The organism is Metabacillus endolithicus, from assembly GCF_023078335.1.
Classification (GTDB): Bacteria; Bacillota; Bacilli; order Bacillales; family Bacillaceae; genus Metabacillus; species Metabacillus endolithicus.
This window is the reverse complement of record NZ_CP095550.1, coordinates 2,692,747-2,717,625: the sequence shown is the minus strand read 5'-3', so window position 1 is coordinate 2,717,625 and position 24,879 is coordinate 2,692,747. Positions and strand designations below refer to the sequence as shown.

At 35.8% G+C, this 24,879-nt stretch carries 22 protein-coding genes, 2 tRNA genes and 1 pseudogene; all 25 read right to left on the bottom strand.

The genetic code is table 11. The annotated features are described in order from the left end of the window. Nucleotides 1-80 precede the first annotated feature (80 nt). Nucleotides 81-620: a hypoxanthine phosphoribosyltransferase gene (gene hpt, locus MVE64_RS13885; RefSeq protein ID WP_098795083.1), complete on the bottom strand. Its 540-nt coding sequence runs from the start codon at nucleotides 618-620 to the stop codon at nucleotides 81-83. 21 nt (nucleotides 621-641) lie between these two features. Beyond that, the gene (gene tilS, locus MVE64_RS13880) at nucleotides 642-2,030 is read right to left on the bottom strand and encodes a tRNA lysidine(34) synthetase TilS (RefSeq protein ID WP_379053682.1); all 1,389 of its coding nucleotides are present in this window, start codon (nucleotides 2,028-2,030) and stop codon (nucleotides 642-644) included. Between the two features lie 186 nt (nucleotides 2,031-2,216). Then, nucleotides 2,217-3,191 (bottom strand): protein kinase domain-containing protein, encoded by a 975-nt coding sequence (locus MVE64_RS13875; protein WP_247339033.1) that lies wholly within the window; start codon nucleotides 3,189-3,191, stop codon nucleotides 2,217-2,219. Next, complete coding sequence (locus MVE64_RS13870; protein ID WP_281730374.1) at nucleotides 3,175-3,948, bottom strand: vWA domain-containing protein; 774 nt, start codon at nucleotides 3,946-3,948, stop codon at nucleotides 3,175-3,177. Before MVE64_RS13870 ends, MVE64_RS13875 begins: the two co-directional genes overlap by 17 nt. A gap of 74 nt (nucleotides 3,949-4,022) precedes the next feature. After that, nucleotides 4,023-6,496 (bottom strand): annotated as a pseudogene (gene spoIIE / locus MVE64_RS13865) (stage II sporulation protein E). 429 nt (nucleotides 6,497-6,925) lie between these two features. After that, nucleotides 6,926-6,997: transfer RNA gene (locus tag MVE64_RS13860), tRNA-Glu, on the bottom strand. A 21-nt stretch (nucleotides 6,998-7,018) separates the two neighbouring features. Beyond that, nucleotides 7,019-7,095: transfer RNA gene (locus MVE64_RS13855), tRNA-Met, on the bottom strand. A 547-nt stretch (nucleotides 7,096-7,642) separates the two neighbouring features. Next, nucleotides 7,643-8,095: a S1 domain-containing RNA-binding protein gene (locus MVE64_RS13850; protein ID WP_247339031.1), complete on the bottom strand. Its 453-nt coding sequence runs from the start codon at nucleotides 8,093-8,095 to the stop codon at nucleotides 7,643-7,645. Between the two features lie 87 nt (nucleotides 8,096-8,182). After that, nucleotides 8,183-8,551, bottom strand: coding sequence for an FtsB family cell division protein (locus MVE64_RS13845; protein ID WP_247339030.1), 369 nt, complete (start codon nucleotides 8,549-8,551; stop codon nucleotides 8,183-8,185). Nucleotides 8,552-8,562: 11 nt separating this feature from the next. Further along, nucleotides 8,563-9,198 (bottom strand): spore cortex biosynthesis protein YabQ, encoded by a 636-nt coding sequence (gene yabQ, locus MVE64_RS13840; RefSeq protein WP_247339029.1) that lies wholly within the window; start codon nucleotides 9,196-9,198, stop codon nucleotides 8,563-8,565. Continuing rightward, nucleotides 9,195-9,506, bottom strand: a complete 312-nt coding sequence (gene yabP, locus MVE64_RS13835) for a sporulation protein YabP (protein ID WP_247339028.1) — start codon at nucleotides 9,504-9,506, stop codon at nucleotides 9,195-9,197. Before yabP ends, yabQ begins: the two co-directional genes overlap by 4 nt. Before the next feature lie 170 nt (nucleotides 9,507-9,676). Next, nucleotides 9,677-9,952 (bottom strand): RNA-binding S4 domain-containing protein, encoded by a 276-nt coding sequence (locus MVE64_RS13830; RefSeq protein WP_098795092.1) that lies wholly within the window; start codon nucleotides 9,950-9,952, stop codon nucleotides 9,677-9,679. Beyond that, on the bottom strand, nucleotides 9,949-11,427 hold the full coding sequence (yabN, locus tag MVE64_RS13825; protein WP_247339027.1) for a bifunctional methyltransferase/pyrophosphohydrolase YabN: 1,479 nt from the start codon (nucleotides 11,425-11,427) through the stop codon (nucleotides 9,949-9,951). The genes MVE64_RS13830 and yabN overlap by 4 nt, the downstream gene beginning before the upstream one ends. A gap of 12 nt (nucleotides 11,428-11,439) precedes the next feature. Then, nucleotides 11,440-13,011 carry a putative polysaccharide biosynthesis protein gene (locus tag MVE64_RS13820; RefSeq protein WP_247339026.1) on the bottom strand — a complete coding sequence of 524 codons (1,572 nt, stop codon included), beginning with the start codon at nucleotides 13,009-13,011 and terminating at the stop codon, nucleotides 11,440-11,442. A gap of 97 nt (nucleotides 13,012-13,108) precedes the next feature. Continuing rightward, nucleotides 13,109-13,645: a stage V sporulation protein T gene (gene spoVT, locus MVE64_RS13815; RefSeq protein ID WP_098795095.1), complete on the bottom strand. Its 537-nt coding sequence runs from the start codon at nucleotides 13,643-13,645 to the stop codon at nucleotides 13,109-13,111. Between the two features lie 237 nt (nucleotides 13,646-13,882). Then, nucleotides 13,883-17,410 (bottom strand): transcription-repair coupling factor, encoded by a 3,528-nt coding sequence (gene mfd, locus MVE64_RS13810; protein ID WP_247339025.1) that lies wholly within the window; start codon nucleotides 17,408-17,410, stop codon nucleotides 13,883-13,885. 148 nt (nucleotides 17,411-17,558) lie between these two features. Beyond that, nucleotides 17,559-17,789, bottom strand: a complete 231-nt coding sequence (gene fin, locus MVE64_RS13805) for an anti-sigma-F factor Fin (RefSeq protein ID WP_098795097.1) — start codon at nucleotides 17,787-17,789, stop codon at nucleotides 17,559-17,561. A gap of 101 nt (nucleotides 17,790-17,890) precedes the next feature. Next, nucleotides 17,891-18,448 carry an aminoacyl-tRNA hydrolase gene (gene pth / locus MVE64_RS13800; RefSeq protein WP_231308776.1) on the bottom strand — a complete coding sequence of 186 codons (558 nt, stop codon included), beginning with the start codon at nucleotides 18,446-18,448 and terminating at the stop codon, nucleotides 17,891-17,893. A gap of 205 nt (nucleotides 18,449-18,653) precedes the next feature. After that, complete coding sequence (locus tag MVE64_RS13795; protein WP_098795099.1) at nucleotides 18,654-19,280, bottom strand: 50S ribosomal protein L25/general stress protein Ctc; 627 nt, start codon at nucleotides 19,278-19,280, stop codon at nucleotides 18,654-18,656. A gap of 206 nt (nucleotides 19,281-19,486) precedes the next feature. Next, complete coding sequence (locus MVE64_RS13790; RefSeq protein WP_098795100.1) at nucleotides 19,487-20,440, bottom strand: ribose-phosphate diphosphokinase; 954 nt, start codon at nucleotides 20,438-20,440, stop codon at nucleotides 19,487-19,489. Between the two features lie 19 nt (nucleotides 20,441-20,459). Beyond that, nucleotides 20,460-21,836, bottom strand: a complete 1,377-nt coding sequence (gene glmU / locus MVE64_RS13785; protein WP_247339024.1) for a bifunctional UDP-N-acetylglucosamine diphosphorylase/glucosamine-1-phosphate N-acetyltransferase GlmU — start codon at nucleotides 21,834-21,836, stop codon at nucleotides 20,460-20,462. A 295-nt stretch (nucleotides 21,837-22,131) separates the two neighbouring features. After that, nucleotides 22,132-22,422 (bottom strand): septation regulator SpoVG, encoded by a 291-nt coding sequence (gene spoVG, locus MVE64_RS13780; RefSeq protein ID WP_026562422.1) that lies wholly within the window; start codon nucleotides 22,420-22,422, stop codon nucleotides 22,132-22,134. 299 nt (nucleotides 22,423-22,721) lie between these two features. Further along, the gene (ridA, locus tag MVE64_RS13775) at nucleotides 22,722-23,096 is read right to left on the bottom strand and encodes a 2-iminobutanoate/2-iminopropanoate deaminase (RefSeq protein ID WP_247339023.1); all 375 of its coding nucleotides are present in this window, start codon (nucleotides 23,094-23,096) and stop codon (nucleotides 22,722-22,724) included. Next, nucleotides 23,083-23,943, bottom strand: a complete 861-nt coding sequence (purR, locus tag MVE64_RS13770; RefSeq protein ID WP_247339022.1) for a pur operon repressor — start codon at nucleotides 23,941-23,943, stop codon at nucleotides 23,083-23,085. Before purR ends, ridA begins: the two co-directional genes overlap by 14 nt. Before the next feature lie 59 nt (nucleotides 23,944-24,002). Next, nucleotides 24,003-24,872, bottom strand: a complete 870-nt coding sequence (gene ispE / locus MVE64_RS13765) for a 4-(cytidine 5'-diphospho)-2-C-methyl-D-erythritol kinase (protein ID WP_247339021.1) — start codon at nucleotides 24,870-24,872, stop codon at nucleotides 24,003-24,005. Nucleotides 24,873-24,879 lie beyond the last annotated feature (7 nt).

The following is a 24,879-nucleotide window of genomic DNA, read 5'->3' as shown; positions in this document are numbered from 1 at the left end:
TACCTCCTCCCACAGTAAACACGACTATTTTAAATAGTATCATAGAAAATCATGGTAATACAACAAATTAGAAATTGAGATTATTTTTGATAAATCTCAGGCTTTAACACCCCGATATATGGAAGATTTCGATATTTTTCCACATAGTCCAATCCATACCCTACAACAAAGGCGTCTGGTACTTCAAAGCCTACATAGTCTGCGTTAATATCAGCTTTTCTTCCAGTTGGTTTGTCAAGCAGTGTAACAATTTTGATTGATTTTGCCTTACGATAGCGGAATAGTTTAACAAGATAACTTAGTGTTAAACCACTATCAATGATATCTTCAATGATCAGGATGTCTCTTCCCTCCACTGAAGTATCTAAGTCTTTGATAATTTTTACTTCTCCAGAAGAAACTGTTGATGTTCCATAACTCGAAACATCCATAAAGTCCATTTCCAAATATGTATCAATATTCTTTAATAGGTCGCCCATAAAAGGCATTGCCCCTTTTAGAACACCTATTGCAAGTGGAAATGAGTCCTTATAATCCTCTGTTAGGATTGCTCCAAGTTCTTTTACCTTTTCTTGGATTTGCTCAGATGTTACTAAAATTTCTTCAATGTCTTGTCTCATTAATGTGTGCCCCCTAGAAGATTAGCTCCTGAATTGTAATACAATACATCCATCCCCTTCTATATTCTCAGCCTCATAACTAGACTTTTTTAGACCAGGAATCCAAAGGATGTTCCCTTTTCCATCTTCTACGATTGGCCATGAATGCCGGCTATGTAATGGGATTTTCTCATCAATAAATATATCTTTTACCTTTTTTGTACCGTTCATGCCTTTCAATTTCATTTTATCTCCCTGTTTTCGTGTTCGTACGATTAAAGGTTCATATAGATCCCGACTATTAAGTAGAAATATGTCGTTACCCTTTGCATGAACCCCAGTTTCACTAACAAAACTGCAGGATATGCTGCCATTCCCGTTTGGGATTGACAAAACAGAAGGGATAGTAAGATCTAAGCAATATTCTGTTGCTTCTTTATGTTCAAAAGTAAACAAACACGTATGATATGACTTAATCACTTTTAAACCGCCTGGGTAATCCAGTGAACCTGAAGGGTGATTCTGCGAGAGAAGCGCCTGCAAACTCTCAATATGTATAGAAGAAAGGGAAGATGGAATATTTACATATAGATAGTTTAATATTAGTTTAATCCCTCTTCTTTGTAAAGGCAAAGGTAGGCTCAAGAACCTTATGATATCCATTTCAACAGCCGATTTTTCTTTTCTTTTGATTACTTTATTCATACTTTCCTCGGTTAATACCTGTAAATACGATTCATCCTCCAATAAGGTTTCACTAAAATAACGAAATCTTTCATGAACAAGTGGATTTTCTTGTTTTAGAAAGGAAAGAACATGCTTCCTAAATCGATTTCTTGTGTAATCACTTTTCTCATTACTTGGATCAAATCTTGGCATTAACTCATTTTCTTTACAATAATCAAGAATTTCTTGCTTGGAATAGGCTAAAAGAGGTCTTATTAGAAACCCATTATGATACGGTCGCTTCATTTTCATACCAGCTAATGCCTCACCCGTACTACCTCTTACCATTCTCATTAATATGGTTTCCACCTGGTCATCTCCATGATGACCAAGCGCTAGATAGTCGGCTTGATATTTATCTAAGACTTCTGTAAAAAAATGATAACGACATTCCCTTGCAGCAACTTGAGCACTTATTTTTCTTGTTTTAGCATAAGCAGAAACATTGATTTGTGTTGCTTCACAGGTTATTTGATATTTCTTACAGAAGTTGATAACAAAATGCATCTCATCTTCAGATTGCTCTCCTCTGAACATATGATCAACATGTGCTGCCACAATATTAAGGTTCATTTTTTCTCTAACTTGATAGAGTAAATGAAGCAATGCTAGTGAGTCAGGACCACCAGAAACACCTACTACAATTGTTGATCTATCTTCAAACAATTGCTGCTTTTGAACAATGGCCTCAAAATTTTTCAACATTTTCCCCTCTTTTAACGAATTGCTATGGTTTTAACCTATAATAATCCTACCACTTTTCTGGTAGGAAAAACAAAAAAGAAAGGACTCGTTCACATATTCAACATATTTTTACTACAAATTAACATTTTTACATCAGAACATGGTAAACATAAAGTGAATAGACAACAAAAACACCTATTAAAATAACTAGTGTCTCAAGAACGTGACTTCTTTTCCTTTGCTTCTTTTTTTCTGCTTTACCTGTGTTCGAGAATGTTGAGGTGGCTTTTTTGTACTTGTTGTTTGTCTTCCCTTTGGAGGGCTTTGTTGCTGCTTAGATACCCTTGTTTGATACGACTGTGAACGAGGTTTATCTTTGCTAGCTTTATTAGATAATAACTGAATAAAGCCTGACTTCATTTCTTGTGCATTAGTGTATTTCCCTAATAATGCTTGTTGTAAAACATCTCTATGTTGATTTAAAAAAGGATGCTGATCGATTTTATCCATTAACTGGGCTTGTCCATCACGATCACTCATTTTCTTAAATCGTTTCGGATAGGCAGCATTAATAATAATCATTGCAACCGAGAACAAGTCATATGTTGGCTCTGCTTTACGGTTACCCATTCCCCAATAACCTCTATCAAAAAACTCTGTGAACTCTTTAATAGATCGCCCTTGCTGGGTTGTGCCTCCAACATCAATACATCTTATTTTAGGTGGTGGACCTGACACAATTAAATTTTCAGGTTTTAAGTCTCCAAACACCCAGCCTTCCTGATGAAGTTTTTCCAAATTGGTAAGTAACTGAAGTGCGAGTACAGTAGACCACTCTATTCCTCTTTGTTCAACAAATTCAAGAAAGTTTTTTCCTTGTACATATTCCATTACATAAAATGAAATTAATCTTTGGGAATGATCTTTCCAATCATCTACATCAAGCAAAGAAGGCCCAAGTGAAGTACCTTGGACCTTAGAAAAATGTTTTAGCACATTTACCTCAGAAGTAATCGCCATGCTATTTTCACTAAGCTTAATTGCTACTTTACCTTGTCTACTATCACCTAAGTAAACACTGCCTGTTGCACCTTGTCCAAGCGCTTTTATAATGGTGTAACTCTCCCCATTCCATTTTCCAACAATCGTTGTTCCTGGTGAAAGATTACATGCCTGATTCATCGTAGTAATCTTCTTCGTTTCTTAATAAACTTTTTAGGGAGCGTTTTTTCTTAAAATGCTGAATGGCTTCTCTTATTGCTGGACCAGTCGGCGTAATACCACCTGTAGATAATTTCGGAAAAATAGATGATAAAGACTCTAATTTTGGTGTCCAGTCAAGCACTTTTTCAACCTCATCCTTTTTCCCAGGAAATACTAGCACAGCATAACGATTATCACCTATTCTAGAATTTAGACTGATTGATAGATCTAATAATGCTTCCTTTACAGTTGGTAACTTTGGTTTCATACTAGCACTTGTATCAACTAAAATGAGAATTTCTAAACTAGCCATCTCACCAAGTTCATCCACTACCTCCATAACTTCACCACGCTTTTCAGGTGGCAGCTCTTCCATTGAGGTACTCTTACCTAAAATTTGCTGAAGTTCTTTATTCACAACACCTTGAAGTGTTTGAGTCATAGCCTTTCTTGTTACATGTTGAACAGTTTGTGAAAGCTGGTGTGCATAAACAATTTGATGTACTCCTCCACCAGACATCGCAATTCCTTCAACTTCTTGGAGTGATTCTTGGTCGATTACATTTTCCTCTAATACACCAATTACATTAACTGTAATTCCTTGTTCATTAGCTAATGCTGCCATTGCAATTGGATCTTCCCCATGATTTGAGCAACCATCAGTGATTAATAAAATTTGTTTTAAATGACCTTTCTCCATGTTTACCCTCCTAGAGAGATGATTTTCATTCTCCAAAATTTTTCCCTTTGCTTAACAGAAAAATAGACTATTACCATACTCGCCAGAAGGGCTTATTTTATACTCTATTATTATCCTATTTTCTTTGAGGAAACAGGGATGCTTGCCCATTTAGGTGTATTATGCTCAATAGATGAAACAACAACTGTCATATCATCTTCTATTTTTCCTGATCTTGTTCTAATCACCTCTTCCATAATCAAATCAGCTATTTCCTGAGGATCAGTTGTTTTCATTTCACTAATTTTACGCTTCATCCACAGATCATAATTTTCAACATGTTTAGGACCTTCAAAAATTCCATCACTCATCATAATCAATAAATCTCCCGCTTTAAGCTTCTCACCAACAACATCAACATCAAAATCCTCAATAATGCCCATAGGTAGATTACTAGCTTGAATTTTTATAATCTTGTCTCCACGTTTGATAAAGCTTGGTGTAGAACCAATTTTCAAGAATTTACTGCTACCATCCTGTAAATCGATAATCGCTAAATCTAAAGTTGAAAAAATTTCATCTGTTGTTCTTAAACTTAAAATGGAGTTAATTGTTTTAATTGCCACTTTTTCTTCAATACCCGATTGTAATATCTTTTGAAGTAGCTTAATCGTTTCATTACTTTCAAAATGAGCTCTAACCCCATTTCCCATTCCATCACTTATTGCAACAGCAAACTTTCCAACTCCAAGATCAATCATGGAATAACTATCTCCGGATACTAATCCGCCTCCCTTTGCTGCATGAGCAACACCCGTTTCAATTCGGTATCTTTTAGCTGATCCAAATGAAACATGACAATAACCATTAGGGTAATTTGCACATTCCTCTTTTTTAACGATAATGGATTCCTCCAAGATATCAGACAACATTGGAGCTATAATTTTTTCACACTCTCCATGTCCATTACAGAAAGGAATACTCATCTCTATATCAACATTTCCTTGTTCCACGCTATAAATATCAACGTTTACAATTTCAATGCCAAAGTTTTGCAATGCATCTAAGATCTGTTCTTCCTGAACAAAATGATTTTCTCTTTCTCTTTTAATTTCCTTTGACAGATCTCCCATAACATTCGATACACCTAATAGCTGTTCAGCAACTAATCTGCGACTTTCCTGAACCTCTTTCTTCAGCTTTTGATTTGCCTGAAAATAGTTGATTTCCTGCTCAATTGCTTCTTCTACTCTACTTGCCTTAGAACAATGTCGATCAAACTCTTTCTTTAATTTCATATTATTCTGATACGTATTTTGCTTATTTTCATGCATAATGTTTTGCATCAACTCATATGTTTTATCAAAGTTTTCCACCCAGCATTTTTCTTTTTTAAAGCAATGCTGACAAGTACTTTCTGTAATCCTACTTAAAAACAAATCAGTTTCCGTTGTTCTGTGTCTTCATATTCATCTTTATCATAAAACGTAGTAAAACTCTCTGATAAAGCATTAAAAACTTGAGAAAATTGTTCAACACGATGCGCTGTTACATCACGAATTTTCCTTACATATTGTTGTTGCTCATGCGCATGTTCATTTGTGCCAGGAATATGCTTAGCCAATCGAGCGGTTACTACTTTTGGAGTAATTAAAAATAATAGAATCGCTATCATTGACTCAATTAATGTTGTCATTAAGTCAGCAGAACCTTGTCCGTATAAAGAAATAAGAATTGATCCAACTAAAAGTCCAATTGAAGTTCCTAGCTTATTTCCTTCACGTAATAATCCACCTAACAATCCGGAAAAGGCGAGAAGACTCATATGATAAAGGTTTCCTACATTGGCCAAGCTTAAAATCAATCCCGTTACCACACCAACGGTACAACCAATGCTAGATCCCCCAATAAATGCAAACAAGAGAACAATATATCTCGAGAAAATGTGCTCAGCTTGCAGGTTTTGGAAAGAAACTCCTACCATTCCTGTCATCACCGAGGCTAAAAGTATCATAATGCAAATAATTTCTTCAATTTTTAGTGATTGCTTATACTTTCGTGCCGATATCAATGGAATACTCTGAAGAAAAATTAACGTTAATATAAATGATAAGCCTGATTCGACTCCTGCCATCATATAATCATATAAAGTTAGCGACGATTTAATTGCAAAAGAGTAGGCAATTCTTGTCAGAGCCACCGTACTAAAGATAACAAATGGTAATACCCTTAACTGATCCTTAAAAAGATAGGATGTTAAACGATTCAGAACAAGAAAACCAATGATAGATACTGTGATGACTAATGCAACCTCAAAAGAAACTGTTAAACCCCCAGCAATCAATGAAAGCCCCGCTAATGCTACTTTATCCCGCTTCATAAGAAAAATAGCGCCGAAGAATGGAAGAGCAAAAGGTAATACCTCCGACAAAATGATAGCTCGTCCCAATAAAAATCCGATCAAGGCATAAATGATTCCTTTATGTAAGAGGAAAAGCTGCAGCTTAGATGAAAATCGGTGAAAGATTCGATTGAACACTTGTTGGGTTTTGTCCATTCCCAAATCAGATATCGGCTCCATTAACCTTCTTTCTACTTTTTCCATTTTTCATTCCCCCACTTATTCATATTGGTGCTATTATATCGAAGGTCTATTCAGGAATTTGTCAAAAGAAGGTGAACTATTCCAAAAACCGTTCGACTGTTTTTGAAGTATGCGACAAATATCTAATTCTTCTAGAGTATTTTGCTTATGCTATTCGTCAAATTGTTGTGAATTGTGTTGTATCGGGTCAAGAATAGTCTAAAGAATATTGTGGGGAGCATGTTTAAGAGTAAAGATCTTTTTTTTGGAGTTATTTGAGGGGGAAAGAGGTGATTTGAATCCTTATATGTTATGAATGACATTTCGCTCCTGTTCCCAGGTAGTTTTGTCGTTCACTAACTAAATTGATATAAATTCCTTCAGTTTATAATCTAAACTAGTTTAAAATACAAAAAACTAGTTACATCTCTGCAACTAGTTTTTAAAGTATGACCCATACGGGATTCGAACCCGTGTTACCGCCGTGAAAGGGCGGTGTCTTAACCGCTTGACCAATGGGCCTCAAGTATCATGTTTTTTATATGGTAGCGGCGGAGGGAATCGAACCCACGACCTCACGGGTATGAACCGTACGCTCTAGCCAGCTGAGCTACACCGCCATAGTTATCAAACGCTCCTTGGTTAAAACCATGCTCGTCATGTCTCTTGTCAGACACATTCCTCGCAAGCCTACAAGGGAGATGATTCAGGTTGTTTACGGCTCGCTCTAGCCAGCTGAGCTACACCGCCATAGTTATCAAACGCTCCTTGGTTAAAACCGTGCTCGTCATGTCTCTTATCAGACACATTCCTCGCAAGCCTACAAGGGAGATTATTCAGGTTGTTTACGGCTCGCTCTAGCCAGCTGAGCTACACCGCCATAGTTATCAAACGCTCCTTGGTTAAAACCGTGCTCGTCATGTCTCTTATCAGACACATTCCTCGCAAGCCTACAAAGGAAGATGATTCAGGATGTTTACGGCTCGCTCTAGCCAGCTGAGCTACACCGCCATATTGACCTCTATTAGGCACAAATAATATAATACAATTCAATTTCACATACGTCAATATCAAAAATAAATTTATCATTCTTCTTCAATACATGAAAAAAGAGAAAACATCATCAATGTTTTCTCTCTTTTTAAAAATGTATATGAAAGCAGCAAGCTATCCTCTTCTAGCTCCACGACCACCACGTTTTGACTCTGTGTTGCGTTTTAATGAAGCTAAACGATCTTCACTATCTTTTAAGAAACGATTCATTTTTTGTTCAAAGTTTTCTTTATTATTATTGTTGTTGTTGCGGAAATCATTTCCTCTTGATCTTGGGCGATCAGAATTTCTTGGACGTTCCTGACGTTGTGGACGCTCTGGGCGTTCTGGACGATCGATGGCCTTTTTAATTGATAAGCCAATCTTTCCGTCATTTTCTACATTGATTACCTTAACTGTTACTTCATCTCCGACTTTTAAGTGATCGTTAATATCTTTCACATAATTATCGGCTACTTCACTGATGTGAACTAGTCCTGTTGAACCACCCGGTAACTCCACAAACGCTCCAAAATTCGTAATGCCCGTTACCTTTCCCTGTAACTTGCTGCCAACTTCAATCGACATAAAAATAATGCTCCTCCTTAAACAGATAAAAAATCATTCAAACCTTTATTATATTATACATAAATAAAAAAACTAGTGTCAACAAGGCTAATCTTTTATATTAAAGATGATCTCATTGTCGTCTGACAAGAAATAGTCTCTTCTTGCAATCTTAGCAATATACTCATCATCATTAAGCTTCACTATTTCTTCTCTTAATATTTTTTCTTCCTTTTGTAAACCTGTGAGTTCTTCTTCAAGCTTATTCTGTTGCTCAAGCTTTTCATCAATTGCAACTGATTGCTTATATAAGGTGGTTATAATAATGGAGGAAGTGATAATAGCTAACAGTCCTAACACGAATAATCGTCTGAATAAGCCTCTTTTTCGTCTGTTTGAAATTTGCTGTTGTCTCTCCTGCTCCATCGCATATTGTGATTGTAGCTCTGTAATTTTCTTCGATCTCTCGAGACTCATACTAGTCCTCCTTACTTCTTCCTAAATTGTTGCCACCAGGTTTTCATCTTATTAGTTGTATTCTTGACTTTTTTGAAATTTCCTGCCATTTTGGCAATATTTCTTATTAGGAAATTCCTTATCCCTCTAGGAACAAGTTTCCACAAAAGGATAAAAATCCATTTCAGAGGTGCTAATAAGATTTTAACCAATGAATATAGGAATTGAAAGACCCATTTTATAATACTCCAAAGAACTTTTAAAGTTCCTAATAAAATGACGATAATTAGTTGAATGAGTCCCTTTATTGGTCTAACAATCATCGCTCGTCCAATATTAACTAAAATTCTATATAATCTTATGCTTGTCTGTATTATGCGCTCTAAAAGGCTTAAATATATTTTCTTGAAAAGACTCTGATAAGCTGCATATCCACAAACGACAGCTAGGAATATATAAATCCTAAGTTCCCCTTCATTTACAAGTAACAAAAGATAAAATAGGATAAGTCCTTGAACGACCCAAAACAGAAAGTCATTTATGAAGACAACCCATCTGGCTCTTAATGGCCGCTTTAAAAAGCGACCATATGTATCAAGAGCTGCCCCAATCCAACTTCCCATTCCTACCATTGCAATCATTGTATAAAACTGTGTTGATAAACTCATTTAAATAACTTGCTAAAGGGTCCTTTAGCTTTCTCCGCATGCTGCTCATCTAGATAAATCAGATCAAAGATTCTGCTTCCTTTAATGGAAACAATCCCTTTATCAACATCTAAATTTTTCATTTGAAGGTTTTGTCCGCGGATTGCTAGTGCACCCATGACTGTGTCTAATAAAAATTCCTCATTATCAAAGCTTTCTACCTGTTTTACACCTGTGATTTCTAATAATTTTCTCCCTCGCATGATTACATCATGCTCTTGAATTGTTCCTTTATGGACAGACGCATTATTTTCATAGTATTGACTCATATTCTACCTCCGAATTCTAATAAAGGATTTTCTTTTACATGTGTATGTCATTAGAATTCGGTTTAGAACAAGCCATATGAAATGCGAATGGTGTATAAATCTTAGCAACAACAAGACCATAAACCCGGTTAGGAATTAACACCGATAGTATAGTTAACCTTTAAAATATGTTACATATCGAACGATTCTTGATTAATTTTCTCTTCCTTTACTACGCGATAAAGATTTGTTGCTTCTTCTTTTCTTGTCGTTTCCTTTAAATCTTCAATAACAACTGTAACTAGTTTTTGACCAAAACGAATAACAAGTTCATCCCCAATTTTAACATTAGAACTCGCTTTACCCGGAGTACCATTAATTGCAATTCGACCTTGATCAGCAATTTCTTTTGCTAATGTTCTTCTTTTTATTAATCTTGAAACCTTAAGAAATTTATCCAGTCTCATTGTTCATCCCTCTTTTTATCTAAAGTCTTTGCTTCATTCCAGAGTTCGTCCATTTCTTCTAATGTCATCTTCTCTAGTTCCTTACCATTTTGCTTCGCTTGTTTCTCAATATAGTTAAAACGATCAGTAAACTTAACATTTGTAGAGGATAGAACTTCTTCTGGCTCTATTTTATAGTGTCTTCCTACGTTAATAAAAGCAAATAATAGATCTCCAAATTCCTTCATTATAAGTTGCTGATCTCTTTTTAATGAGATTTCTTCTTCAAATTCCTTTATTTCCTCTTTAACTTTTTCCCAAGTGCCGTCAATAGAAGGCCAATCAAAGCCAACTTTTGCAGCCTTTTTCTGCAGATGATATGCCTTAGATAAAGCAGGTAATGATCCCGCTACGGAATCTAAAATCGATTGTGTTTCTGATGATCCTTTTTCGTTCTTTTTTATTTCATCCCAGTTTGCCAAAACCTCATCTGTACTATTTACTGCTGTTTCTCCAAATACATGAGGATGCCTTCTGACCATTTTTTCTGAAATCCCGGAAATAACGTCATCAATACTAAACATACCTTCATCTTCACCAATTTGAGCATGAAGAACAACCTGTAAAAGCACATCACCAAGCTCTTCGACCATATGGTCAATATCTTCTTTATCAATTGCTTCAATTAACTCATAACACTCTTCAATTAAATATTTCTTTAAAGATTGATGTGTTTGCTCCTTATCCCAAGGACACCCATTTGGTCCTCTTAACTGGGCAATGATCTTTCTAAACGTTGGAAATTGGTGATAAATCATTTTTTCCTCTTTTATTGGTGGAACATATACACTGGTTAGATTATGAACATTCGTTTCCCGATCCAACTCGTATAACTCCACTTCTTTCAGTTCTTGCTGACTGCTTCCCGCTGCAGTAACGATCATCACTTTATAATCATCAGGCAACTGTTCCATCAATGTTAGCTTTACTTCTGAGGCTATTAGTTGATCATATACTTGTGTAATAATAATATGACCTTGTAGCTGTAACTGTTCACTACTCAAAGTCATTGCATCAACTAACTGAAATCCTTCAATCGGATCTATTTCCAGAGCTTGAAAGGTTGCATCAAGAAAGCTTTGTCCACCTTCAACCGTTACAATATACCCTTTTTCTCTACCTTCTGTTAGCAAAAGCTGTACCGTTTTTTCTGCAACAAGAGGATGTCCAGGTACTGCATAAACAATATCTGTATTCGCTGCCTGCTCCAAAAGGGTTTTAACAATATTGAGGTACACTCTGTCAAAGTCCTCATTTTCTTCATAAATAGAATCAAAAGACTCATAACGAATCGAGCTATCCAATTCATGAATAACAGGGTGCTCCTTTGTTCGCAAAAAAAGGTGCTCTGCTTTTGTTAGTAGCTGATATACACCAAATGGTAACTGATTAAGATCGCCAGCTCCTAAGCCGACTATTGTAATTTTTTTCGCCATTTATGTACCTCTCTATTTTATAATTTTATTTATAACCGGGATACTTTGCATTTCCTCTTTCGTAAAGACATTGAATTTAATAATTGCTATCCCATAAAAAAAGGCACCAATTACTACTCCTATTAAAGCAGTTATAGTTGAATAAGTCCGACTATGAATATTGATATAACTATTCACTTCTAGAGTTAGAAACAATACTCCAAGCATAACAATTAAGGATAGACCTATTTTATATAAGCTTTTATTACCCCTAAAGGAATACCCCTTACTTATTAAATAAAACATCATAATAATTGATATGAACATATAAGCTATCAATGTAGATATTGCTGCTCCGGTAATTCCGAAAATTTGTATTAATAGCTCATTACCAATAAATTTTATTCCAGCTCCAACAAGAACAGCTATGGCTGGAACGAATGTATGTCCTAATCCTTGTAAGATTGCAAATAAAGTTAAGCATATGGATGTAAACAAAACGGAACCGCTTAGAATCATTAAAACTTCAGTACCTGATGGATTTCTGAACAACATTGTATTAATAGACTTCATTAAGACAATTAATCCTCCAGAGGCACCTGCGCCAATAACAAAGCATAGCTTTAATGATAGCCTTAATTTTTCACGGATAAATCCTTCATCATTATTAACCTTAGCATTGGCAATTGCCGGTACTAAAGATAAAGCAAAAGAAGTAGCTACTACGGTTCCTAATTGTATTAAAGGCTGTCCTCTGTCATATACTCCTTTTAATGTCTTCGCGGCTTCTTCCTCCATACCTCCATTTACTAAGAGAGAATACAAATTTAAAGCATCTATTAACTGAATGAGGATAAGCAATAAACTACTTATTCCAATTGTTAAGCTATATGTAAGTAATGTTTTTACGACTTTCCAGGTTGAAACAGGAGCAGTAAGGTTCCAACTAAATCGGTAACCCTTTTTCACCCAAATATAAATTAGTATTAACAACCCAGCTAGGCTGCCAATAATGGAAGAAAGGATAGCACCTTGACCTACAATATATAAATCAAAGCCTTCTCTAATTAAAAAGTATGAGCTTAATAAGATAAAGGTTACTCTAATACCTTGTTCAACCACTTGAGAAGTAGCTGTTGGATTCATGTTTTGATCAGCTTGAAACTGTCCTCGTAACAATGAAACAAAAGGAACAATTAAAAATGAAACAGCAGCTAATTGAATCAATGGTTCTAAATGTATGTCTCCCATAAAAATGGATAGAGGCGCTGATAATATGTATAAGAAAATGGATAAAGTCATGCCAAAGGCAATAAGGTACAAGAGAGTTATTGTCATTATTTTTGAGCGGACCTTTATAGAATGACCATATCCATAATCACTCATTACCTTTGAGATCATTACCGGAAAACCGGAAGTTGCTAAAATAACACTCATTCCATAAAAGGGATACACTTGCTGATAAATATAAAAACCAATATCCCCAACGATATTTTGATAAGGGACTCGGTAAGCTGCACTGAAGATTTTTGTAAGCAAGCCTGCTAAAGTCAAAATCATTGCACCTTGCATGGCTTTGTTTATATGGTTTTTCTGACTATTCATTCTGTCTCCTCTCCAAATCCTCTATCCGATTATAGCATATTTGAATAGCCTTCTTAATAAAGCAAAAGGGGTGGCAATATGCCACCCCTTTTCTAGCTTATTGTTCCATTTGGCGAGCTAAAAATCCTGCTGCTGTTTCTACAGCCTTATGCTCAACTTCACCAATTGATTGCTCTTTGGAAAGAATAATGACTGCTCCAATTGGATCACCATTGGCCACAATGGGTCCAATCGTATATGATTTAATATCTTCATTTAATCCTTCTACGACCTGAATTTCTCCAGCATCTGCTTTTAAAACAGAGTTTCTTTCCTCCATAACCTGCTCGATAACTTCACCGATGTTCTTATTAAGGTATTCCTTTTTTGAACCACCGGATACAGCAATGAATGTGTCTCTATCACAGATTAAAACTGGATGACCTAAACTATCATAAATAGCATCTGCATATTCCTTAGAAAAGTCGCTAAGTTCACTGATTGGTGAATATTTCTTTAAAATTACCTCACCATCACGATCCACAAATATTTCTAATGGATCTCCTTCACGAATTCGTAATGTTCTACGAATTTCCTTTGGAATTACTACGCGACCTAAATCATCAATGCGACGAACAATACCAGTTGCTTTCATCTTACGTTGCCTCACTTTCATCGGATGATAGGAAATTGACGATTGTTGATCCTGCATACAAAATAAATAATAATTAAAACCTTTTTAAACAGGAGTTTTTTCTATGTAACAATCATCGTTTGTTAAAAATAGTATCCTTCACCATTCGAGTAATATACATCCTTTACCGGATTTTTTAAGATAAAAGTGATAAGCAACTACTAATAATATCCTTTAGAAGCATTTATTAAACCTATTTTATTGGAGAATTTCTTCTTTTTTCACTTGAGATAATCCATTTAAAAGCTCGGTCGTAATGCCAAGCCATTTCTCAACAGCTAATCCTTTTGTATTAACTGTTAGCTTTAATTTACTGCCTTCCATTCCTAAACCAACAATTCGTTGATATTTATTACTTAAGTCAAATAGCTTTTGACCATCAATTAAATTGCTGGCTTCTTCTTCTATGAGAATTGTGATGACTTCTTTATCTTGCTTTATTAACTCAACTCGTTCTTGAATAGCAAAAACCTTCAATTTTGCAATTTGGAAAAGATAATCAACCTCAACTGGATATTCTCCAAATCGATCAATCATTTCTTCTTGCAACTCTTCTAGCTCTTGTAATTCAGTAATTGATCTAAAGCGTTTATACATATCGATTTTTTGACGACCATCTGTAATATATGATTCAGGTAAATATGCATCCACTTGAAGATCAATTTCAACATCTATTGCTTTTTGTTTTGGTTTATCTGTTTGTCTTTCTTCAATAGCTTCTTTGAGCATTTGTGAATACAAATCAAAACCAACAGAATCAATGAAGCCATGCTGTTGAGCCCCTAAAAGATTCCCTGCTCCCCTGATAGAAAGATCCCTCATTGCAATCTTAAAGCCGGAACCTAATTCGGTAAATTCTTTAATAGCTTGTAACCTTTTTTCAGCAACTTCTGTAAGCACCTTATCTTTTCGATACGTAAAATACGCATAAGCTACTCGGTTAGATCGACCTACTCGTCCTCTCAGCTGATAAAGCTGTGATAGTCCCATCTTATCTGCATCATTAACAATAAGCGTGTTAACGTTAGGAATATCTACACCTGTTTCAATAATAGTTGTGCTTACTAACACATCATATTCTCCCTCAAGGAAGCTTAACATGACAGATTCTAACTCATTTTCAGTCATTTTCCCGTGTGCATATGTGACCCTTGCATCCGGTACTAGCATAGAAATTTCCTCTGCTTTTCTTTCAATATCCTCTACCCGGTTATATAGAAAGAAAACTTGACCCCCACGAGACATTTCTCTTTCAATTGACTCTCGAACAAGTGCACCATTATATTCAACAACATAAGTTTGAACCGGAAAACGATTTTCTGGTGGCGTTTCAATAACAGATAAATCCCTTACTCCTAGCATGGACATATGTAAGGTTCTTGGAATTGGAGTTGCTGTTAACGTAAGCACATCCACATTCGCCTTTAATTGTTTGATCTTTTCCTTATGTGTCACACCAAAACGTTGTTCTTCATCAATGATTAGCAATCCTAGGTCCTTATATTTTATATCTTTTGACAGAAGGCGATGTGTCCCAATGACCATATCAACAGTTCCATTGCCCAATCCTTTTGTTGTTTCTGTAATCTCTTTTCTAGATCTAAAGCGACTTAAGAGACCAACACTAATAGGATAGTCTTGAAAACGTTCTCTAACGGTTTCATAGTGTTGTTGAGCTAAAATAGTCGTTGGAACTAGCAATGCAACTTGTTTACCATCTGCAATAGCTTTAAAAGCTGCACGTATCGCAACCTCTGTTTTTCCATATCCAACATCTCCACATAAAAGGCGGTCCATTGGACGAAGACGTTCCATATCCTTCTTAATTTCTTGAATGGAACGTATCTGATCTTCTGTTTCTTGATATGGAAAGGCTAATTCAAATTCTTTCTGCATTTCACCATCTGGAGAGAAGCTATACCCTTCACTTGCTTCGCGTTCGGCGTACAATTTGATTAAATCATCTGCAATGTCTTGAACAGAGGACTCAACCTTCTTCTTAACCCTGCGCCAGTCATTTCCTCCAAGCTTGTAGATCTTAGGCTCCTTGCCTTCAGAGCCAACATATTTTTGCACTTGATCAATCTGTTCAACCGGTACATAGAGCTGGTCACTGCCCTGATATCTTATATTTAAATAATCTTTGTGAATCCCGTTTATTTCAAGTGTTTCAATACCAAGATATTTACCAATCCCATGATTAACATGGACAACATAATCGCCAACTTCTAGTTCTGAATAGCTCTTTATTCGCTCTGCATTCGAAAGCTTTTGCCTTCTAACCTGTTTTTTTACACGTTTCTTAAAAAGCTCTTCCTCCGTAATGACAGCGAGCTTTTGCATTGGTAGTTCAAATCCTGTTTGTAAATCTCCTTGAACAACTGAAATTTGACCAGCAATTAAGGGATCGTTTTGCCCCAATATCTTTGCCTGTATTTCATAGTCCTCTAATACATCCTCAAGCTTCTTTGTTCTTTCCTCATTTACGCCTAAAAACACAACAGAATATTGAGATTTTTGCCAACGTTCAAGTTCATTCTTTAAAACATGCATCTGACCATGAAAATTTTGCATTTGTTTACAAGATATATTTAATATATTTTGTGGACTTGTATGTGGTACATGTCTTAAGAAAAGAGAAAGATAGATAGAAGGTTGTTTACTTTTTGTCATAACATCCATATACGAATGTGAAACCTTTATTTCCTGTAGAATTTTCCCTTCTTCAAGTAAACCGGTAAACCACTCTGCCTCTTCCCGTTCTAATTGATCATATGTTTCGTGAATTCTACTGATCTCATCCAAAATGACGATTGAATCAGTAGGAAAATAATCTAGTAAACTAGTAGGCTGCTCATATAGGAGAGAAGAATACTTAAATAGATCATGACTAAATTGGTTATTTCGTAACCGCTCCAAGTCATATTGAATATGCTCAAGAAGCATTTCCTTCTGTTGCTCATTTTTTAGCTTTTTTAAATTCTTTGCTAAGCCGGCTTCAATACCTTCTATGCTTCGATTTCTTGCTTCTGCATCTATTAGTATTTCAACAGCAGGCCCAATTGTTATCGTTTTTAACATTTCTACTGATCTTTGATCATCTATATTGAAAGAACGAATAGAGTCAATTTCAGTATCAAATAGTTCAATTCGAACTGCATTTTCTTCAGTTAAAGGATAAATATCAATAATTCCACCACGAACACTAAATTCTCCAGGAGAGCTGACCATGTCTACTCTTTCATATCCTAACGAAATAAAATCTTGAATATAGTGGTCAAGGTCAATATCTTGTCCCAATGATAAATTGAATTGCTTTTGCTTCCATAACTGTTTTGGAGGAAGCAATCGCCTAACACCAGCTACTGGTACAACTACAATAGATTGTTTACCCTCTGACAGTCGGTTAAGAACTTCTATTCTTTGTGATTTTAATTCAGGGCTTGCAATAGCTACCTCTGATGCTATTAAATCATTAACAGGATATAGGTACACATCCTCTTTAATTAGGTTTAACAAATCCTCATAGACTTTTTGAGCTTGGAAAAGGTTATGTGTCACAATCAGGATTGACTTATTTAGTTCATGATACAGTGATGCTGTAAAAACAGTTCTTGCCGAACCGGATAGGCCCGCAACAAGCTGTTCTTTTAATCCCTCTTCAATACCAGATACAACGGTTTTAAAATCATCATTATGATAAAAATATTGCTGCAAACTATTCAAGCTAGAGCCCCCTCTCAATTGATCAATTAAGTTTAACTGTAGTATGTTTGATTTTAATCATAGATGGTAAAGTACTTTACCATGACATGTTGAAATGAGGACTCACCACATCAAAACAGAAAAATGCCTTGGGTATCACCCAAAGCCCTTACTGAATCAAATTATCCACCTGGTGAAGATCAGGGTTTCTATGTAGTGCATCCTGGCAGTCCTCGCAAATTGTTTTAACATGCATATCTCCATTTTGTTCGTAGGTAATCATTTCTTGACGTTCGTCATTTGTTAAAGAATCAAATCCTAGCTGCTGACTAGAAAGTGATTGATTATCAAGGCTTCCAACCTTCACACCACAGTGTCTACAATAATAATGCAAAGCCATGTTTAGCCTCCTGAAAGGTATGTTTTTATTGATAGTATGGACCTTCGTTCAGGAGGTTATACATGATAAAGGCTAAAAACACCCATCACGTTATCGTTCAACTAATTATACTCATTCATCACTTGAACAAATGATTGTTGAATCCAGCTTTCACATGCTTTTGCAGAATAACTGATTGCCTCATTAATGCCTTGCAAATCAGCCTCCGTAAATTGACCAAGTACATAATCTGAAATCTTCATTCCATTTGTTGGTCGGTCAATACCAACTCGAACTCTGTTGAATTCTTGGGTTCCCAAGTGTTGGATCATTGATTTTATTCCATTATGACCACCAGCACTTCCTTTGGCTCGCAGTCGAATTTTACCAACAGGTAAATCTAGATCGTCATATATCACAACTAAATCTTCAACATCCATATCGTAAAAATCCATTAAGGGCCGTATACATTCTCCAGATAAATTCATGTAGGTGAGTGGTTTTAATAATATGACTTTCTCTCCTGAAATATGTCCTATTCCATAAATACCATTATACTTTTGGCGATCAAGAGGGATCGATAAATCCTCAGAAAGTTGGTCAATTACTTTAAATCCTACATTATGTCTTGTATTTTCATACTGCCTACCCGGATTACCTAGTCCGACGATGAGTTTCATATATACCCTCCTAACCCACATCAAATCATCTATTTCAATTTCTAGTGTTCATAAGTTTTCACTCACATTTTAACTATTCATCTTATTTAGCATATTCATTCTCTGAACAAAAGTAAAGTGCCAGCTTTCCATTTTCCTTTAAGTCGATATAAAGGATGAAAAACTGACACTTTTAGACTTTATTTGCACCTAAGCTAACTCGTTCTTATTCCTCGTTATGCTCTCGGCCTTCTTCATTTGTAGGAGTTCCAGGTTCTTGTTCTTCACCACTATCAATTTCCTCTTCCTGCTGAGGAGGTAAGATTGATGCAACAACCTGTTCCTCATCCTGAACAAATTGATATTGACCGCTTGATGTTAAGTCCTTTATATAAAGGGCATCATTTACAGCTAAATTAGCAATATCAACATCAATTGTTTGTGGAATTTGTCCTGGTTTTGCGCTAATTGTTACTTCATGTAAGGATTGTTGAAGAACGCCGCCGTCCTTTACTCCTTGAGCTTCACCAGTTAAATGAAGAGGTACTTCTACCTCTACGTCTGCCTGCATGTCCACTATATGAAAATCAGCATGAACAATCTCATTCTTTAAAGGATCTGTTTGCATATCATATAGCATAACAGCATGTGATGAGCCATCTACATCTAAATGAATAACTGTATTTTTTCCTTCTTCTCGTAATGTTTTAATAAGTTCAATGCTATCTAAAGCTACTGGCTTGCTTTCAACTTTTTTACCATAAATGATTGCTGGTATTTGCCCTGATTCACGTACCTTTCTTTTTGCAGAGTTAGTAAATTCAGTTCTTTTAACTGCTTGTAGTGTTGTCATAGTTTACACCTTCCTAACGAAATTCGTTCTTATATATTGTTTGCCCATAATGTGAAAGGTATAAACATTTTTTGCAAAAACTTGTCGATAAATACAAAAGCACTGGAGCTGGATGTCAAAGCAGTACCTATAGTTCATGATTCTATAATTTACAGCAATAAAAAAACCTACCCAAATCATAATGACTTGAATAGGTTTTAGTTCAATTAATCAAAAAGTAAACTTACTGATTGCTTTTCATGAACACGAATAATGGCTTCTCCAATTAAAGGTGCTACTGAAAGTTCAACCAGTTTATCAATTCTTTTTTCTTCAGGCAGTAGAATTGAGTTTGTTACAACTAATTCTTTTATTTTTGAGTTTGCAATACGCTCAATGGCAGGTCCAGATAAAACAGGGTGAGTACAGCAAGCATAAACTTCTTTTGCACCGTTTTCTTCTAGTGCATTAGCAGCTAATGTAATAGTACCAGCTGTATCGATAATATCGTCAATTAAAATTGCTGTTTTACCTTCAATATTACCTACAATGTTCATAACTTCTGCCACATTTGGTCTTGGACGTCTTTTGTCAATAATCGCAATTGGAGCTTTTAGTTTATCAGCTAATTTACGAGTTCTTGTCACACCGCCATGATCAGGAGAAACAATGACAATATCCTCTAAATTCTTTCCTAAGAAATACTCACCTAAAATTGGTACCCCCATTAGATGATCAATCGGAATATCAAAGAATCCTTGAATCTGTGGTGCATGAAGATCCAGTGTAATAACACGAGTAGAACCGGCAGTCTCTAAAAGATTCGCTACAAGCTTAGCTGTAATTGGCTCCCTTGCTCTTGCCTTACGATCTTGTCTCGCATAACCATAGTAAGGGATAACAATGTTAATTGTTTTGGCTGATGCACGCTTTAAGGCATCGATCATAATTAACAATTCCATTAAGTGCTCATTTACAGGATCACTTGTTGATTGAATAACATAAACGTCACAACCACGAATACTTTCTTCAATATTTATTTGAATTTCTCCATCACTAAAACGAGTAACAGAGCTTTTACCTAAATCAACACCAACAATATCCGCTATTTCTTTTGCGAGGGCCGGGTTGGAATTGAGTGCAAATATTTTTAAATTAGAATCTCCATAGCGATTTGACATGGTAAAGTGAAAACCTCCATTAGGAATTTTTATTATTTAATCGGTCGACATAATTCTCTTTATTTACTTGTCTTGACCGTGCAACTGACAATGCTTTTTCCGGTACATCATTTGTTACTGTGGAACCTGCCGCTACATATGCACCTTTTCCAATCGTAACAGGGGCAATTAGGTTTGAGTTACAGCCAATGAATGCACCGTCTTCTATTTTCGTTAGATATTTATTTTTACCATCGTAGTTAACAGTTATTGAACCACATCCAAGATTTACGTCTGCACCTACCTCAGCATCACCAATATAGCTTAAATGTGATGCTTTGCTGCCTTTGCCCATTTTAGACTTTTTCACTTCAACAAAATTACCAATTTTCACTTCATCAGATATTGTCGAAAGTGGACGTATATGAGCGAAAGGACCAATTGAAACGGAAGCACCTATTTCACTATCATGAGCAACCGAATGCTTAATTGCTGTTGCATTGTTAATGTGGCAGTCTTTTATTTCTGTATTTGGCCCGATGTTACAATCTTCGCCAATAACTGTTTTCCCAATAATCATTGTCCCTGGATAAATCACGGTATCTTTACCAATAGATGTCTCAGCAGAAATATAGGTTGAATCAGGATCTATCAATGTTACCCCGTTTTTCATATGTTCTTTATTAATGCGTTGCTTCATTAGTTTTTCTGCTTGTGATAATGCAATTCGGTCATTAACACCTAATGTTTCATCAAAGGAAGAAGTTTGATAAGCAGAAACAATTTTTCCTTCTTTTTGTAGAATCTCGATTACATCTGGAAGATAGTATTCTCCTTGAACATTATCGTTTGATACATGACTTAAGGCCTCAAATAATTCCTTATTATCAAAGCAATATGTACCGGTATTAATTTCTGTTATTTCTCGTTCTACTTCACTCGCATCTTTATGCTCAACTATCTTTTCTACCGTTCCCTTATTGTTGCGAACTATTCGCCCATATCCAGTTGGGTCTTCCGCTTTGGCTGTCAAAATTGTTGCCTTTGCCTCTGACTCTTGATGATGTGACAGAAGAGCAGACATTGTTTCTGATGTTATTAAGGGCGTATCACCACAAATAACAATGGTTGTTCCTTCTTCATTTTCCAAAAATGGAGCAGCTTGCATAACAGCGTGAGCCGTTCCTAATTGTTCACTTTGTAAAGCATATTCCGTTTTGTCACCTAACTGAGATTGTACCTTTTCTGCTCCGTGACCAACAACCGTTACAGTTTTAGATAAAGTTAGTTGTGACACTTGATCTAAAACATGCTGAACCATAGGCTTTCCACAAACAGGATGTAATACTTTATATAAAGAAGATTTCATTCTTGTGCCTTGACCTGCAGCTAGAATTACTGCATACCGATTATCCATTATTTAGGCCCCCAATTAGAAGTAATCTATAGAATGTTTATAATAATACACCTTTTTATCCATAAAAAATATATCTTAAAATAAGTCCTATTTCAAGACAACAAAAAAAAGTACACGATATTTCTAATTTTAGCATAAGTTTTCCTTTTCGCACGTTTGTGACAGGAAAGTTCATTATTTTTAAAAAGTCAGAAAAATAAATGGTTAGTGGGAGAATGGAGAGGTTGGTTGTTACTTATTATAATGACAAAATAAAAAGAACTTTGCCCAAGTAGGCAAAGTCCTTATCTTTATTTTATGAAGCACCTGCTTCTTCAAATTCTACTTCTAGCTCACCTAAACGATGATATTCTGCTAATACAGCATCTTGAATTTTTCCGCGTGTACTAGAATTAATAGGGTGTGCAATATCTCTGAATTCACCGTCAGGAGTGCGCTTACTTGGCATCGCAACAAAGAGACCATTATTGCCATCAATTACGCGAATATCATGTACAACAAACTCATGATCTAACGTAATAGAAGCAATTGCTCTCATACGTCCTTCGGTATTTACGCGGCGTAATCTTACGTCTGTAACTTCCATTCTGTTCACCACCTTTTCCCCCATATGAAAAACTTTAGTTACTTAATTCAACGTTTTTTTTATTATTCCTCCCTTATTTTGAAATTTTTTTTATTTTTGGGCAAATTTATTGACAAAAAATAGTGAAAAACAACAATTTATTCCTTAACAGAAGTTAAAATACCAATTTTATAAAGAAATTTTAGTCGACATTTTAGTAGTTGACCTGTTATTTCCGCTCCCATCATCTTTGTTGATAGAACCTATTAACTATCGTTAAAACAAAAAAACCAACCACAGTATGTGATTGGCAAAAGACATTATTTACTTAACGCAATAACTTCTATTTCAACTAATGCATCTTTAGGTAATCTTGCTACTTCGACACATGAACGGGCTGGTTTATGTTCTGAGAAGTATTGACCGTAAACTTCATTAAACGGGACAAATGAATTCATATCCTGAAGAAAGACTGTTGCTTTAATAACAGTTTCTAAAGAAGCTCCTGCTTCTTCAAGTACAGCCTTTAGATTTTGAAACACTTGATGCGTTTGTTCAACAACATCGCCTGTCACCATTTCTCCTTCAGCTGTTAACGGTATTTGACCTGAGCTGTAGAATACGTTATTAACAATAATTCCTTGTGAATATGGTCCAATTGCTGCTGGTGCTTTGCTTGTACTAACTGTTCTCATTGAAATCCTCTCCAATCTTTTCTTCATTAACAATTTGGAAGTAACTTCCATCTTTTACTTGGATATTTCGTTCACGAACGTCGACATCAGCTAATTTTACCAGTGAAACATATTGATCCACCAACCGCTCTTCAACGCCCTCAGTCTCGACTAAAACACCGATCCCTGCTACCTTTGCCTTAAATTCCTCAAGAAGGCTTACCATCCCATTTATGGTGCCTCCAGCTTTCATGAAGTCATCTATAATTAATACATTAGATCCCTCTTTTAAGCTTCGTTTAGCTAGCAGCATAGTTTGAATACGCTTAGATGAGCCTGAAACATAATTAATACTTACAGTTGATCCTTCTGTTACCTTACTGTCTTTTCTTACAATAACCACCGGTACATCCAGTTGTGCTGCTACTGCATAAGCCAACGGAATCCCTTTTGTTGCAACAGTCATAACAACATCGATCTTCCTGTTACTAAAAACAGTTGCAAAAAGCCGGCCTATTTTATTAACAATTGAAGGAGTGCCTAATAAATCAGTTAAGTATAAGTATCCACCCGGAAGCAGCCTCTCAGGTTTTGCAATAAATTCACAAAGTTCTTCAATAAATTGCTTTGCTTCACTTATCGCAACCTTTGGTATGAATTTGACTCCACCTGCTGCACCAGGAACTGTTAACAACGTTCCTATTCCCTGCTGCTCAAAAGTTTCTTTAATAATGGTTAAGTCTTCACTTATAGAGGATTTAGCAGATTGATACTTTTCAGAAAAATGGGTTAACGGCACTAAAGAATGTGGATGATGAAGCAAGTAGTTTGTCATATCAACAAGTCGACCACTACGACGAAATTTCATGAACTGGCAACCTCCAAAATCCGAATATTATTATTGTAAATATAACTTAATATCCGTATTTAATCAAGGATGTTTCGTTCACCAAGCATTCTTACAGCAAAAACCTGATCACAAAAACCCCTTAATCCATTGTAAACTCGTGGCAAACGTGATTCATATTGAACCAAGCCAAAGACTGTTGGTCCACTTCCACTCATTAATACGGCATCTGCGCCAAACCTTTTCATTTGATCTTTTATGTTAGCCACCTCTGGATGCATTCGTAAAGTAACACTTTCTAATACATTTCCCATAAGTGTACAAATTTGATCATAGTCATTCTTATGTAACGCCTCAATCATTCCCTCAACATTAGGATGCTTTAGTTGTTGAAGATTTAAATTCTTATAAACATCAGCTGTTGAAACCCCTATCGTTGGTTTCGCCAACACGACCCAGCAATGTGGAGGTGGATCTATATGATGAATAATCTCTCCTCTACCTGTTGCTAACGCAGTTCCTCCGTATACACAGAATGAAACATCAGAACCAATTTCCGCACCAAGTGTAGCCAATTCATCAAGAGTCAGCCCAAGATTCCAAAGCTTATTTAAGCCACGTAAAGTTGCTGCAGCATCACTGCTTCCACCAGCTAACCCTGCTGCAACAGGAATTGTTTTTGTTATAGATATAGAAACTCCTCTATTAACTTGATAACGCTCCTTCAAAAGTCGTGCAGCTTGATAGGCTAAGTTCCTTTGATCGTCTGGCACAAAACGATTATGTGATACAATTCGAATTTCATTGTAAGGTAGATCAATCAGTTCAACCCGATCAGCTAAATCTATTGTTGTCATAATCATTTTAACTTCATGGAAGCCATCGTCACGTTTCTTTAGTACATCAAGTGACAAATTTATTTTTGCTGGTGCTTTTTCTAATACACGCATTGTCATC